Below are 14,536 nucleotides of genomic sequence, written 5' to 3' on the forward strand. Positions count from 1 at the left end.
AACGAGAGGAAGAACCGGATGAGCGCAATCGTGGTTTTTGGGGCCGGCGGCCGGGCGGGCCGGGCCATCCTCGCCGAGGCGACCAGGCGGGGACACCGGGTGACGGCCGTGGTGCGGGATCCGGCGAAATACCCCGACCTGGCCGCGGGGACGACCGACGGCACGGGCGATATCAGCGTGGTCGCCGGGGACATCGGCAGTGCGAGCAGCGTCGCCGGGGTGGTGGCGGGACACGACGCCGTGGTGCACGCTGCGGCCGCATTGGCTCGACCGGCCGACCTGGTTTTCGCCGAGGCGGCGTTGGCGCTGCTCGACGGGTTGCCGCGGGCGGGGGTCAGCCGGCTGGTGGCCATCGGCATGGCCGCCAACCTGGAGGTCTCGCCAGGGGTGCGGCTGATGGACGAGCCGGACTTCCCGGCCGAATACTTACCGTTCGCGCTGGGGCACACCGCCGGGTTGCACGTGCTGCGAGCCGCGCCGGCCGAGGTGGACTGGGTCATGCTCACCCCGCCGATGGTGCTCGACGAGGGCCCGTGCACCGGCCGCTACCGCACCGGCGGCGACGAGGTCCTCACGCCCGGCGAGCCGGGTCACCTGTCCTACGCGGACCTGGCGATCGCCGTACTCGACGAGATCGAAACGCCCAAGCACCACCGCACCCGGATCGCCGTCGGCGACTAACCACGCAGGTGGATCACCGTGGGGCGGTCGGCGTCGAAGGCGTCGTGGAGGACCTCGGTGAGGCCGTCGTAGTCGGGCAGGGTGAGGCCGTGGCAGCCCAGGGACCGGCCCAGTTCCGCGAAATCGGGGCTGGGCAGGTCGACGGCGAGCGGGAGGTCACCGCGTTCGGCCATTTCGTCGCGGATCTCGCCGTAGCCGCCGTTGTCCACCACGAGCACCGGCAGCGGAAGTTGGAGAGCGGCGGCCGCGGCCAGTTCCGCCACGGTGAACATGATGCCGCCGTCACCGTGGAGAGCCGCGACTCGCGCGGTCGGGCGTCCCACGCGGGCGCCGATGGCGGCGGGCAGGCCGTAGCCGAGGGTGCCGAGGCCGGTCGGGTACAGGAAGGAGCCGGGGGTGTAGCGCGGCAGGTTCGACAACGCGCCGTAGTAGCAGACCATCGCGCTGTCGGCGGCGAGAATGCCGTCGCGGCCCAATGTTTCGTCGAGGGCGGCGAGGATCGGCAACCACGGGCCGCCCTGTCGCGTCGCCTCGGCGAAGATCTGCTGGCGCCAGCGCGCGACCCGCTCAAAAGAATCCGAAATAGAAACTCGGGTGATGCCGTCGAGCAGGGCGCGCAGCGTGCTCGCGGCGTCGCCGACCAGCGGCACGTCCGGATTGGCGTTGGTCACCACGCCAGCCGGATCGATGTCGATGCGGATCAGGCGACCGGGAAAGCGCAGCGGGCCGTTCCACAGGTCGGCGGGTGCCAGCTCGGTGCCGACGGCAAGCACCACGTCGCAGTCGGCGGTGAAGTCCGCGGCGGACAAATGATGCAGCCCGGCGCCCAGTGCGCAGGCGTGGTCCTCGGGCAGGATTCCCTTGCCGTTGGCCGAAGACAGCACCGGGGCGCCCAGGCGGGCGGCGAGTTCGGCGAGTGGTTCGGCGGCACCTCGCGCACCACCGCCGACCAGCACGCCGGGCCGTTCCGCCGCGTTCAGCAGTTCGAGCGCCCTGGCCAGCGCTTCCGGCGCGGGTACCGGCCGCGCGACCGGGATCGGGGGCACCGGGTCGACGTCGTCCGCCTCGTCGATCAGGTCGAGCGGGAGTTCCAAGTGGACGGGACGCGGCCGTCCGGATCCCAGCTGCGCGAACGCCTGCGCCACCGCGGCCGGAAGCTCGGCCACGCTGGTCACCCGGTGGCTGCCCGCGGTGACCGCCGCCATCGCGCCGGTCTGGTCGCGCACCTCGTGCAGGATTCCGTTGCCACGCCCGGGATGCCGTACCGGCGGGCCGGGCGAGATCACCAGCACCGGCACCGAGTCGGAGTACGCCTGCGCGGCCGCGGTGGCCGCGTTCAGCACGGCCGGACCGCTGGTGGTCAGGCACACGCCGGGCTTGCCGGTGACGCGTGCGTAGCCGTCGGCGGCGAAACCGGCGCCCTGCTCGTGCCTGGTCAGCACGTGCCGGACGCCGTACCGGCCGAGTTCCGCGTAGATCCCGAGGTTGTGCGTGCCGGGAATGCCGAACAGCACCTCGACGCCGTGCGCGGCCAGCGACTCCACCAGCGCGGCTCCACCGCTGAGCTTCACGTGCGTTCCTCTCCGGCCCTGGTGAGCAGCGCGTCGACGGCGACCACACCGTCGGCGCCCACCCGCACCGGGTTCAGTTCGATCTCGGCCACCGCTGCGCAACCGGCCAGCACCGAGGAGACCGCCGCTACCGTCTCGGCCAGCGCCTTCACGTCCAGCGGTTCTCGCCCGCGCCAGCCGTCCAGCAGCGGATAGCACCGGAGCCTACGCAGCATCGTCATCGCGCGCTCGGTGTCGACCGGGCCGAGTTCGATGGTGGTGTCGCGCTGCAGTTCCGCGTCCGTACCCCCGGCGCCGACCAGCACCAACGGCCCGAACGCCGGATCGCGCCGGGCGCCGATGATGATCTCCACTGTGGACTCGCGGGTGTCCATCTCCTCCAGCACGTACCGGCCGGGGCCGAGCTTGTGCAGCATGTCCTCCAGCGTCCACACCGCCGACATGGCATCCGTCAGCCCGAGCGCCACCCCGCCGGAATCGCTCTTGTGCGCGAGGAAGTCCGCCTTGAGCGCGTACGGCGGTTGCAGGCGTTCCGCGGCGGCCAGCAGGCTTTCGCGATCGGTCACCGCTTCACCGGCGGGGAACCGCACCCCCGCCGACGCCACCAGGTCGCGGGCGGCGAGATAGCCCTCGCCGACCGGGGCGGCGCTGCCCCACACGAGCGGCAACGGCCACGGCGGCGCGAACTGCGAGGCGGTGCCGAGCGCGCCCGCCGCCGCCTCGACGGTGTGGTACGTCGGGACGCCGCAGTCCCGCAGCGCGCGCACCGCGTCGGAATCGGCCGACATGCTGTGCACCACCACCGGGATCCCGGTGCGGTGCACGGCGAAGCCGAGTTCGGCGACCACCCCGAGTTCGGTCTCGCGCAGCGTCGGCGTGTCCTCGCCGTAGCTGCCGAAGTACCCGGTGAGCAGCACCGAATCCACCTCGCCGCTGCCGGTCAGCTCGCGCACGACGCGGGCGTAGCTGCGCAGGTCCTGCTCGCCACCGCCGGCCAGGTCGATCGGGTTGATCGAGTTCGCCGCGTCCGGCAGGCCCGCTTCGATCCGGGCCGCCAGCACCGCGGGCAGCGGCGTGACCCGCAGGCCGGCGCGCGCGGTCACGTCGGCGGCAACCGCGCCCTGTCCGCCGCTGTCGCCGACGATGGCCACCCGCTTGCCCTTGGGTCGCGTGGTCAGTTGCAGGTAACGGGCCAGGTCGACCACCTCGGCCGGGGTGCGCACGCGGACCGCGCCCGAAGCGCGGCAGGCCGCGTCGACCACGTCGAGCGAGGAGGTCAGCGCGCCGGTGTGCGACCTCGCCGCTGTCCGCCCGGCGTGGCTCTCGCCCACGGTCAGCACCACCACCGGCTTGTCGGCCTCGGTCAGCCGGGTGATCGTGCGGACCAGCTCGCGGCCGTCGCCGAAGCTCTCCGCGTAGATCGCCACCACGCGCGTGGACTCGTGCTCGACCAGTTCGCCGACCATCTCCTCCAGCGTCAGGTCCGCCTGGCGGCCCACCGAGACGAACCGCGAGACGCCGATGCCCGCCGACGCGGCGAGCCCGGCCAGCTCCAGCCCGACCTGGCCGCTCTGCGAGACGATGCCGAGCGCACCCGGTTCGAACTGGCCCCAGGCCAGCTCCAGCTGGGTTTCCGCGTCAAACAGGCCGAGGCAGGCCGGGCCCAGCAGCCGCGCGCCGCCCGCACGCACCCGGCGCGCGAGCTCGTAGTCGTCCTCGATGCCGTCGCTGATCCCGACCAGGCCGCGGGCGCCCAGCTCCAGCGCTTCGTCGACGATCTCCGGGACCGCGCGGGCCGGCACGCTGAACACCACCAGCTCAGGCGGTTCCGGCAGGTCACTGAGACTGGCGTAGGGCACGCGGCCGACCACGGCGCCGCCGCGGGAGTTGACCAGGTAGACGCGGCGGCGGTCCTCGCCGGTCAGCGCGCCCCTGGCCAGCCAGTGCCCCCACTTGGCCGGGTCCGCGCTCGCGCCGACCACGGCGACCGACGCCGGATCGCTGAAGGGCCGGGGTTCCTCGCTCATGCCCTGGCCAGCCTTCTGGCGATGACCAGCCGCTGGATGTCCGAGGTGCCTTCCTCGATCTCTTCGAGCTTGGCGTCGCGCATCCACTTCTCCACGAGGAATTCCTGTGAGTAGCCCCAGCCGCCGAGCGTCTGCACAGCCGCCCAAGTGCACCACATAGCGTTCTCCGAACCAACCAGCTTGGCCGACGCGGCCTCGGCGGTGACCGGTTCCCCGGCGTCGAACAGCCGGGCCGCGCGCTGCGTGAGCAGGTGCGAGGTGTCCACCTTGACCGCCATGTCGGCGAGCCGGAAGGCTACCGCCTGGTGCTCGATGATCGGCACCCCGAACTGGATCCGGCGGCCGGCGTAGTCGAGCGCGAGGTCCAGCGCGGCGCGGGCGAGGCCGGTGGTGGCCGCGCCGATCAGGATGCGCGAGGCGTCGAAGGTGCGCATCAGCCCGTAGAAACCCCGCCCCTCCTCGCCGAGCCGGTCGGCCACCGGCACACGGACGTCGTCGAGGAAGACCTCCGCGTTCACGATCGCGCGCTGGCCGAGCTTGCGCATCGGCTTGCCGACGGACAGGCCGGGGGTGTCCCGGTCGACCACGAACGCGGTCACGCCCTTGGCCCCGCGCCCGGGATCGACCGTGGCGAACAGGACGAACCACTTCGCGTAGGGCGCGTTGGAGATCCACGCCTTCTGTCCATTGAGGACGTAACTGTCGCCGTCGCGGACGGCGCGGGTGCGCAGCGAGGCGGCGTCGGAACCGGCGTCGGGCTCGGTGACGGCGAGCGCGGTCAGCGGCGGATCGTCGCCGGTGAGCGGGGTGAGCCAGCGGTCGCGCTGCTCCGGGCTGCCGAGTTCGAGGATCGGGTCGGCGAAGAAGCCGTTGGAGGTGATCAGGTTGCCGATGCCGATGTCCCCGTGGCACAAGGCTTCCTGCACCAGCGACTGGGTGACCAGATCGGTCACGCCGCCACCGCCGGCGGACTCCGGCAGCATGAACGAGGTCAGGCCGACCGCGGCCGCGCGGCGCCACAGCTCCAGCGGCGATTCGGTCTGCGCGTCGTCGACCGCCCTGGCGATCGGGCGGATCTCCCTGGCCGCGAACTCGGTGGCCAGCTCGCGGAACTGGCGCTGCTCCGGGGTCAGCGGCACGGCGTCGCGAAGGACGTGGGGCATCGGCTTTCTCCTGTCGACGACGGCGGCGAGAGGATAGTTAACTGACGGATCAGTTATTCTCGAGGGTCACCCGCCAGGCCGACGCCTGTCAAGGGCTGAGGGGCCACTGCGGCGAGACCAGCACCGCGGGCGGCCTCGCGGGCAGGCAGCGCGGGAACGAGGCAACTGTCCCGGCGATCAGTGCGAGAACGAAGGCGGCCGCGCCCCACGATTAGCGCGAGAACGGGACGGAAACCACGGCGGTGGTCAGTGTGGGGCGACGCAGACACCATCCGCCGTCGCGGCGGTTGAGGGGGATCGCTAAGGGGTTACGACGGCATCGATCAGTTGGGGGCCATCGAGCAGGGAGCGGTCGTTGTGGTCCGCGCCGTGAACCGGGACGGCGCGTGCCCGGCCCGCGGCCGCCACCTCGATGCTCTGTTCCGGCGGCACAATCGAGTCCGCATCCCCGTAGATCACGACGACGGGGGCGTTGATGCGCCGAACATCCTCGGCCACCGGGAAGCGGTCCCACATCATCGACCGCACCGGGAGGAAGGGGTACTGCAGCTCTCCCACCGACGGCAGGTCGACGAACGGCGAGCGCAGGATCAGCGCCGCGGGCGGGTGCTCCGTCGCCAGCTTCGTCACCAGCGAGCACCCGAGGCTCTCGCCGTAGTACCGCAGCCGGTCCGCCGCCACGCCCTCGCCGACGAGGAACCGGTGCGCCGCGCGGATGTCCTGCGTAAGCCCCTCCTCGCTCGGCGAGCCCGGGTTGCCGCCGAAACCGCGGTAGTCGAAGAGCAACACGCTCAGCCCGCGCCCCGACAACGCGCGCGCCAGCGGCGCCCGCATCGACCGGTCACCGGCGTTGCCGGGCGCGACCAGCACGGTGAACCCCGTGTCCGGTCCGCGCGCCGGCACGAACCAGCCGCCCAGTCGCAGGCCGTCCTCGGTGTCGAAGGTGACGTCCCGCGCGCCCGGCAGGACCGACGCCGCCGGCGGCACCGCACCCGGTGAAGGCAAGTAAATGATCTTGCGCTGGAACGCGTACAACAGGGTGACCAGGAGCAGCGCCACCGCGGCCAGACAGCCCAGTCCGATCAGCCACGGCCGCCACATCGGCTCAGTGTGCCATGTGGCCACCGTGGCAAGAGTGTTATTCGATATTCACCCGAACGTGTGGGTCCGTACGTAGGAATTTTGGTCGCTTACTGGACGTGACATCTCGCCTCACACGTCCGAGGGAGTTACCGCCGGAACAGGTGAAGAACACCAGTTGACTACTCAGTGTCATCCGGGGTCCACCGGAAGTCGGCAAAACGGTGACATTCCGTTCCGAATCGACCTTTTCACCAGGAGATTCGCCGGGCTGTACAAGGTTTACCCGGGGGTGCCGGACTGCCTAGGCTCCGCTCAGCGCGGTGACCTGCCCCAGTCACCCGTTGTCGAGGAGCGAGCCATGATGTGGATGGCCCAACGCCCTGCAACCGCCGTGCCGACGGTGCCGCTGATGCCGCCGTTGTCGTCGGTGCTGTCCGTGCGGACGAGTTCACCCGTGCTCGTCGGCCGGGACACCGAGCTGACCACGCTCGTCGAGCTGGTCACCGAACGCCCGTCGGCCGTGCTGCTGGAAGGCGAAGCCGGCATGGGCAAGACCCGGCTGGTGCAGGAGCTGCTGCGGCGGCCCGAACTGGCGGGCACGCGCGTGCTCACCGGCTCGTGCCAGCCGCTGCGAGAACCCTTTCCCTACGGCCCGGTGCTGGAAGCGCTGCGCGGGGTCGCCGATTTCCCGATCGGGCCGCTGAGCCCGGTGGCCGGCGTGCTCCGGCCACTGCTGCCGGAGATCGCCGACCTGCTGCCGCCGCGCCCGCAACCGCTGGCCGACACCGCCGCCGAACGGCACCGCGAGTTCCGCGCCATCCGCGAACTGCTCGGCGCCTGCGGTCCCGCGCTGCTGGTCATCGACGACCTGCACTGGGCCGACGAGCGCACGCGCGACCTGCTGTGGTTCGTGCTGTCGCGCCCGCCGGAGCAGCTCGGCGTGGTGGTCACCTACCGCAGCGAGGACCTGCGCACCGGTGGCCCGCTCGGCGTGCCGTACCGCCCGGCCGAGGGCGTGCGCGCGGCCCGCGTGCAGCTCGGCCCGCTGGACGTGCCCGCGGTGCGCATGCTGGCGTCGACCATTCTCGACGCGCCGCGCGTGGCCGAGGAGTTCGCCGCGAAGCTGCACGAGAGCACCGCGGGCATCCCGTTCGTGGTGGAGGAGACCCTGCGCGCGCTGCGCGGTCCGGCCGGTGCGGTCGAGGTCGATCGCGCCACCGGGCACCGGCTGCTGGACAGCCTCGAAGTGCCGGTGCTCCTGCGCGAGGCGATGACCGAGCGGATGAGCACGCTGTCCGACACCTCGGTGCGCGTGGCGCGCTCGGCCGCCGTGCTCGGCGTGCCCGCCGAGATCTCGCTGCTCGGCGCGCTGGCCGGGTTGCGCGGGCGGCCGTTGTCCACCGCGCTGGCGCAGGCGCTGGACGCCGGGGTGCTGCGCGAGGTGACCCGCGACCGCTACGGCTTCCGGCACGCGCTGGCGATGAAATCGGTCTACGACGCGATCAGCGGCCCGGAAAGACAGTTGCTGCACGCGCGCGCGATGCGGGCGCTGGCAGCTACCGAACCCCCACCACTGGTGCAGCTGGCCGGGCACGCGAAGGCGGCCGGTCGCATCGGCGAATGGCAGCGGTACGCCGAGGCGGCGGCGGACCAGGCAGTCGAACTCGGTGAGACCTCACTGGCCATCGACGCGCTGCAGGCAGTGCTCGACGGCACCACGCCCGCGGCCGAGGACGCGGGCCGGATGGCCGAAAAACTCAGCCGGGTGGCGTTGCGCGGGCTGCGCCCCGACGTCACCAGGACGCTGGAGAAGGTGATCGGCCAGTACGAGCTCTCCCCGGTGGTGCGCGGCACCATTCGGATGAACACCGGCCTGCTGCTGGTGCGCAAGAGCGGTGAACTGTCCCGCGGGCGCGCCGCCGTGCAGAAGGCCATCGACGAACTCGCCGGCGACCCGGAACTCGCCGCCCGCGGCATCAACCTGCTGGCCCAGCCGATCGACGGCACCACCCCGCTGGCCTGGCACCAGCGCTGGATGGACCGCGCGCGCCAGGTCCACGACCAGCTCGACGACCCCGAACTGCGGCTGGCGCTGACCGCCGACCGCATCGCCGGGCGCGCGCACATCGGCGACGGCTCGGCGTGGGACGAGTTCGAGCGGTTCAAGTCCGAGGCGGGCGAGGTCGCGGTGACCGTGGCCGAACGCGTGCAGCAGGCGCGGTTCTGGTGCAACCTCGCCGACGCCGGCGCCTGGGTCGGCCACTTCGACCGCGCCGCGCTCCTGCTCAAGGACGGCCTGCGCATCGCGAACTGCGCCGGCGCGCTCTTCGTCACCGGCAACGGCCAGTCCACCAGGGCGCGGCTCGACTGGCTGACCGGCAACTGGTCCGGGCTCGCCGAATCCGCCGAAGCGCTGCGCGAGAAGTACCGCGACCTCGCGGCGATCACCTCGGAGTCGGCGCTCGTGCTGGCCGGGCTCGCGTGCGTGCGCGGTGAGTTCGAGGAAGCCGAAAAGCACCTGGCGGCAACGAACCTGCTCAACCCCGACCAGGGCGTGATGACCGTGGTGCTCAGCGCGGCGGGCATGCTCTCGCGGGTGCGCCTCGCCGCCGGTGACCTGCCCGGCGCGTGCGCGGCGGCCGACCACGGCATGGCGACCGCGCGGCGCAAGGAGATCTGGGTGTGGGCGGCGGAGTTGGTGCCGTCCGCGGTCGACGCCTACGTGCACGCCGGGCGCCTCGACGACGCGGAGCGGGCGATCGAGGACTTCGCCAGAGGCATCGCCGGGCGCGACGCACCGGCGGCCTCGGCGGGACTCGCTTCCGCCCAGGCCGTTTTGCTTGCCGCACAAGGGAAGCACGCGGAAGCCGCGGAACGCTTCGCGAGCGCGCGCGAGCTGGCGGACGCGATGCCGATGCCGTACCTGGCGCACTGGGCACGGGAACGCGGTGCGCTGTCCCGTCTCGAAGCGGGTGACACGAGCATCGCGCTCACCGAATTGAGCGCCGCCGCCGACGGTTACGAAACGCTCGGTGCGGCGCGTGACGCGGGCCGGTGCCGCCACCGGTTGCGCGAACACGGCGCCTGGGCCCCGTCACAACGCGGCAGGCGCGGTTACGGACAGCAATTGTCGCCGCGCGAGAAGGAGGTCGCGGAAATGCTCGCGGCCGGGCGCACCAACCGGGAAATCGCGAACGGCCTATTCCTGTCGCCACGCACCGTGGAGCAACACGTGGCGAATGTGCTGCGAAAACTCGGCGCGCGGTCACGCACCGAAGTCGGTCGGAAAACTTCTTTAAATACGTACCCCTAGTGAAAGTTTTGCGGATTGTTCGCCTGGTGGCCCCGGGTGAGGATTTTTCGTGAGGGACCCCAGCCACCGGATCGAACGGAGTACCCATGGTGAACATCCGCAAGCCCCTGTACGTGGGCCTGCTGGCCGCGGTGACCGGCCTGACCGTCGCGGTCGGCGGAACCGCCACGGCCCAGCAGCCGGAGGGGCAGATCAAGGGCGCCGGCAGCGAAGCCGCCATCGCGGGCAGCTACGTGGTCAAGCTGAAGGACCAGATCGGCATCAGCTCGGTCGACGGCACCGCGGCGGAGTTGACCGCGAGACACGGTGGTTCGGTCGGCCACACCTACACCGCGGCGCTGCAGGGCTTCTCGGTGAACATGAGCGAGAAGCAGGCGAAGCGGCTGGCCGCCGACCCGCGGGTGGAGTACGTCGAGCAGAACGCGGTGCTGACCATCCAGGGCACGCAGAACAACCCGGTGTGGGGCCTGGACCGGATCGACCAGCGCAACCTGCCGCTGAGCAAGACCTACACCTACCCCAACGGCGGTGAGGGCGTCACCTCGTACATCGCGGACACCGGGATCTACCTGCAGCACCCGGACTTCGGTGGCCGTGCGACCAGCGGTTACGACTTCATCGACAACGACACCAACGCCTCCGACTGCCAGGGCCACGGCACGCACGTGGCGGGCACCGTCGGCAGCACGACCTACGGGGTGGCCAAGTCCACCAGCCTGGTCGCGGTGCGCGTGCTGAACTGCTCCGGTTCCGGTTCCTACGCCCAGATCGTGGCCGGCATCGACTGGGTGGCCAAGAACGCGAAGAAGCCCGCGGTGCTGAACATGAGCCTCGGCGGCGGTGCGGCCTCCACTGTGGACACCGCGGTGCGCAACGCCAGCAACGCCGGCGTGACCGTGGTGGTGGCGTCCGGCAATTCCAACGCGAACGCCTGCAACTACAGCCCGGCCCGCGCGCCGGAGGCGATCACGGTGAACGCCACCGACTCCAGCGACAACCGCGCGAGCTTCTCCAACTACGGCACCTGCTCGGACATCTTCGCGCCGGGCGTCAGCGTCACCTCCACCCGCAACGGCGGTGGCACGGCGTCGATGTCGGGTACGTCGATGGCTTCGCCGCACGTGGCCGGTGCCGCCGCGATCTACCTGTCGGCCAACCCCTCGGCCACCCCGGCCCAGGTGCAGACCGCGCTGAAGAACGCCGCGACCAACAACGTGGTGAAGAACCCGGGTTCCGGTTCGCCGAACAAGCTGCTCTACGTCGGCTGATCCGTCCACGCACGACACCGGCCCGCCGCATTTCCCCTGCGGCGGGCCGGTTCTTGTCGTGGCGGCTAGCGGCCGCCCCTGGCCTGGGACACCATCTGGTCGAACACCGGGCCGATGAACTGCTCCACCTGGTCCTCGAACTGCTCGACCGGGTTCTTCGGTTTGGGCTGGGTGGTTTCCGGCAGGTCGTCACGGGCCTCGCCCGCGCTCGCCGCGGCCGGCTTCTTCTTCTCGGGCTTCTTCTTCGTCTCCGAGGCGGCGACCACCGCGGTGGCCGGCTTGGGCGCCGCCTTCGGTTCCGTCGGCGGCGTTTCCGGTTGCACCGGCGGCTTTTCCACCACCGGCTCGGGCTGGGTGACCACCCGCGGCGGCGCCTGGACCGGCGCCTGCGCGGTTTCCAGCGGCGTGGGCACCGATTCCACCCCGTGCGTGCCGAGCCAGCCGACGAAGAACAACGCCGCGGCCGCGCCCATCACCAGTGCGGCGTGGCGCAGGCCACCGCGTTCGGCCGGGTTCGTCGGCTCACCGGCGCGGCGGCCCGCTTCGCTCGCCCCGATGATCCCGGTGCGGTCGTGCAGGTTCGCGGGTGCGGGCGTGCCACTGGGGAGCCGTCCCTGCCGCTGCCGAAGAGTCCGCGTCACCAGACCAAACCTCCGATGCTTGGTGTCACCGGCTTTGCGCCGACAGTGACCACGCGAGTGAGGCGAAGCTACCAGCGCGTTCAGCCCGGGCGGAACCGCACCCGCCCCACTTCCACGGCCGGTGCGCCGAGAACAACTCGATCGGGTGACGAGGAAATCGGTGAGCCGGCGGGCCGTTCGCCCCCCTTCGGCGAACGGACCGCCGGCTCAGCTCGTTCAGTGGTGCTGGTTGTTCTGACGCAGGTGCGCGATCAGCCGTTCCCGCAGGGCGGCACCGGCGGGCTCCACCGCGGGCTCCGCCCGGTGCTTCGGCGGGTGGGAAATGGTCGGGATCCGCTCGTGCTCCACGTCGACCCCGGCGAGCAGGCGGGCGGCCAGTGCCGGATCGCCGCTGGTGACCAGCCTGCCCAGGGCACCGCGGTGCATCTGCCCCATGCGGAGGCGGCCCCGCGGGTGCCCGGCGCGGCCGCGCACCGCGGGGTCGACCCGCAGCCGCACCACGCAGGGTCCAATGTGGAGCGCGGGGTCGGCGGTGAAGAACTCCAGCTGCGCGTTGAGATCCGCCTCCGCGTCGGCGTAGTCGGAAATGTCGTAACCGGCGGAGATCCGCCGCAGGAACGCGGCCAGTGCGGGCCGCACGGTGGCCGCCGCGTCGCGCACGCGGCGCCGCACCACCTGGCCGGGGCTGTCCACCCGGCAGGTGCAGCGCACCTCGGCGTCGAAGAGCAGGTCCGGGTCCTCGGCGGGCAGTGGTTCGGTGAACCCGAGTTCGTGGTCGGCCAGGTCCACCACCCACGACCGCAGGTAGTTGCCCAGCCAGGCGTCGGGGACGCGCCCGTCGGCGTCCACCACCACCGGTTCCCCCTCACGGGGTTCGAGCACCAGGGCGGTGCCGCGCCGCGGCGGCGTGATCGGCGCGAACAACCGGACCGCACGGGGGCGGCGCACTTCCAGGATCGGGTCGAAGGTCGGATCCGCCACCAGCACTCCATTCTCGGAAAAGCGCCAACGCACCATGCGGACCGGAAATGAATCTCCGGTCCTGCGCTGAATGCCGTACGCGGCCAGTCTCAAAGAGAGTAGTGGGAAAAAACAAGGCCATACCGCTGGCAAAAAAGATGACGTTTCGGGGACAACTACCGCCGAGCGGAAGCGGGACCGCTCACCGGCCGTCGGCCTGCTCGTACACCGTCGGCGCCACCGGGGTGTAGCCCGCCGAAACCGGTTCGCCGAAAACCGGGTTGAGCTGCACACCGAGCACGAAACCACTGATCAACCCGACCAGCAGGGCGGTGGCGACAATCCTGATCATCACCGCCGGGGCGCACATCATTCGCATCGGGAATCACCTTTTCCGGTAGCCATTTACCGTCGCAAGATCACGATATCCCGGCTACCGGAAACCTTCTGCGTCAAATGACGTGCAACGCGGAACTCAGCGCGCACCCTCGTCCAGCACGGCCCGCAGGGACGGCACGTGCACCCGGATCCAGCCCCGGCCGGTGGACACCACGCCCCGCCGCCGGAGTTCCTCCAGCACCCTGGTCACCGAAACCAGTGACGCGAGCACCATGTCCGCCAGTTCTCGCTGAGTCAAGCGAATCGTCACCAGTTCCCCGGATCGGCTCTCCGCGCGCGCCAGTTCGAGCAGGCACTGCACGGTGCGTCGCCGGGTGTCGAGGCGGTGCTGGTGGCGGTGGAGATCGCTGTCGCGCAGGCGGGCCACCGCGTTGGTCAGCACCGGCCAGGCGATGCGGGGCCGTTCGCGGCACAGCGCGGCGAATCGGACGGCGGGCACCACCAGCGCGCGGACCTGCCGCAACACCTGGACCGTGGCGGAAACCGGGCCGCCGTCGACCGCCGCCATGTCGCCGACGATCTCACCGGCACCGCGGCGTGTGAGGACCGTCCGGTTGCCGCTGGAGTCGGCTCGGTAGACCTCGACCAGTCCGCCGTAGAGCACGAATACTCCATCGGCGGCTTCGCCTTCGCGACAGAGCGTAGCCGGACGGGGATAGGAGCACAGCGCGCCCGCGCCCGCGAGCGCCTGCCGGTCGGGGGGCTCCAGCGCACCCCAGAAGGTGTTCGGGCCGGCCTTCGGGAGCGGATCCCGCCAGGTCACGGGCATGACGGAGTTCCCCCTCCCGCCGGCCGGTGGCGCCCGCTCAGGCGTCCCGGTTGCGCACCACGGAGTCGGCTCCGGGGCTGACCAGCGCTTCGTGCCCGTCGGGGAAACGCACGCGGTAGGGCGGCGTGCCGTCCGCGCCGAGCACTTCGACGATCTCGGCGAACCGGTCCTGCTGGCCGACCACCCGGCCGTGGGTCAGCAACTGGTCGCCGACGCTTGCCTGCATGGTTCCTCCCATCTTCGCCGGTTGTTCCAGAATGCCCGGTGAGCCGTCGCGAGCACAGGGTGCGCCAGGGTGAACTGCGTTTTCGAGCCACTCCCGAGCCCGGCGACGTACCCTGGTGCCATGTGCCGCAACATCACGAACCTGCGTGGTCTGGAGCCGGTCGCCACGGACGACGAGATCCAGGCCGCGGCCGAGCAGTACGTCCGGAAGGTCGGCGGGGTCAGCTCCGTCTCGAAGAACAACCGCGAGGCGTACGAGACCGCCGTCGCCGAAATCGCCGCGGCGACGGAGAAGCTGATCAACGCCCTGCCCGCGCGGCGGAAGCCGCCGGCCGTGGTGCCCCCGCTGCGGCGGCCCGAGGTGCAGGCGCGGATCGCCGCCCGAGAGGCAGCGAAGGCCGCTCAGGGCTGATCGCGCGTTTCACTTCCGGTACCG

At 71.4% G+C, this 14,536-nt stretch carries 13 protein-coding genes; 4 read left to right on the forward strand and 9 right to left on the reverse strand.

The genetic code is table 11. From position 1 onward, the window contains the following. Window positions 1–18 precede the first annotated feature (18 nt). Complete coding sequence (locus tag JYK18_RS10430) at window positions 19–681, forward strand: NAD(P)-dependent oxidoreductase (RefSeq protein WP_206801890.1); 663 nt, start codon at window positions 19–21, stop codon at window positions 679–681. Here the strand turns inward: JYK18_RS10430 and JYK18_RS10435 are convergent. From JYK18_RS10435 to JYK18_RS10450, 4 genes are all read right to left on the reverse strand, one after another. After that, complete coding sequence (locus tag JYK18_RS10435; RefSeq protein WP_206801891.1) at window positions 678–2,252, reverse strand: thiamine pyrophosphate-binding protein; 1,575 nt, start codon at window positions 2,250–2,252, stop codon at window positions 678–680. The two genes, JYK18_RS10430 and JYK18_RS10435, sit on opposite strands and share 4 nt — an antisense overlap. Further along, window positions 2,249–4,279 carry an acetate--CoA ligase family protein gene (locus JYK18_RS10440; RefSeq protein WP_206801892.1) on the reverse strand — a complete coding sequence of 677 codons (2,031 nt, stop codon included), beginning with the start codon at window positions 4,277–4,279 and terminating at the stop codon, window positions 2,249–2,251. The genes JYK18_RS10435 and JYK18_RS10440 overlap by 4 nt, the downstream gene beginning before the upstream one ends. After that, entirely contained in the window at window positions 4,276–5,442 is a 1,167-nt protein-coding gene (locus tag JYK18_RS10445) for an acyl-CoA dehydrogenase family protein (protein WP_206801893.1), read from the reverse strand. Before JYK18_RS10445 ends, JYK18_RS10440 begins: the two co-directional genes overlap by 4 nt. 300 nt (window positions 5,443–5,742) lie before the next feature. Further along, a complete protein-coding gene (locus JYK18_RS10450) occupies window positions 5,743–6,543 on the reverse strand; it encodes an alpha/beta hydrolase (RefSeq protein ID WP_206801894.1) in 801 nt (266 codons plus the stop codon). A 340-nt stretch (window positions 6,544–6,883) separates the two neighbouring features. Between JYK18_RS10450 and JYK18_RS10455 the strand changes: the two genes are divergently transcribed. After that, the gene (locus JYK18_RS10455) at window positions 6,884–9,838 is read left to right on the forward strand and encodes an AAA family ATPase (RefSeq protein WP_307795854.1); all 2,955 of its coding nucleotides are present in this window, start codon (window positions 6,884–6,886) and stop codon (window positions 9,836–9,838) included. Between the two features lie 86 nt (window positions 9,839–9,924). Further along, window positions 9,925–11,106, forward strand: coding sequence for a S8 family peptidase (locus JYK18_RS10460; protein ID WP_206801895.1), 1,182 nt, complete (start codon window positions 9,925–9,927; stop codon window positions 11,104–11,106). A gap of 65 nt (window positions 11,107–11,171) precedes the next feature. Here JYK18_RS10460 and JYK18_RS10465 read toward each other — a convergent pair whose 3' ends face one another. The 5 genes from JYK18_RS10465 to JYK18_RS10485 form a co-directional block, all read right to left on the reverse strand. Then, complete coding sequence (locus tag JYK18_RS10465) at window positions 11,172–11,747, reverse strand: hypothetical protein (RefSeq protein ID WP_206801896.1); 576 nt, start codon at window positions 11,745–11,747, stop codon at window positions 11,172–11,174. Between the two features lie 216 nt (window positions 11,748–11,963). Next, window positions 11,964–12,728, reverse strand: coding sequence for a hypothetical protein (locus JYK18_RS10470; protein ID WP_206801897.1), 765 nt, complete (start codon window positions 12,726–12,728; stop codon window positions 11,964–11,966). Window positions 12,729–12,909: 181 nt separating this feature from the next. Continuing rightward, a complete protein-coding gene (locus tag JYK18_RS10475; RefSeq protein ID WP_206801898.1) occupies window positions 12,910–13,086 on the reverse strand; it encodes a hypothetical protein in 177 nt (58 codons plus the stop codon). 96 nt (window positions 13,087–13,182) lie between these two features. After that, window positions 13,183–13,875: a Crp/Fnr family transcriptional regulator gene (locus JYK18_RS10480; RefSeq protein WP_206801899.1), complete on the reverse strand. Its 693-nt coding sequence runs from the start codon at window positions 13,873–13,875 to the stop codon at window positions 13,183–13,185. 37 nt (window positions 13,876–13,912) lie between these two features. Beyond that, window positions 13,913–14,101: a DUF1918 domain-containing protein gene (locus JYK18_RS10485; protein WP_153036700.1), complete on the reverse strand. Its 189-nt coding sequence runs from the start codon at window positions 14,099–14,101 to the stop codon at window positions 13,913–13,915. 120 nt (window positions 14,102–14,221) lie between these two features. Between JYK18_RS10485 and JYK18_RS10490 the strand changes: the two genes are divergently transcribed. Beyond that, window positions 14,222–14,512 carry a DUF2277 domain-containing protein gene (locus tag JYK18_RS10490; protein ID WP_206801900.1) on the forward strand — a complete coding sequence of 97 codons (291 nt, stop codon included), beginning with the start codon at window positions 14,222–14,224 and terminating at the stop codon, window positions 14,510–14,512. The last annotated feature ends 24 nt before the right edge of the window (window positions 14,513–14,536 follow it).

Source organism: Amycolatopsis sp. 195334CR, assembly GCF_017309385.1.
Lineage (GTDB): Bacteria > Actinomycetota > Actinomycetes > Mycobacteriales > Pseudonocardiaceae > Amycolatopsis.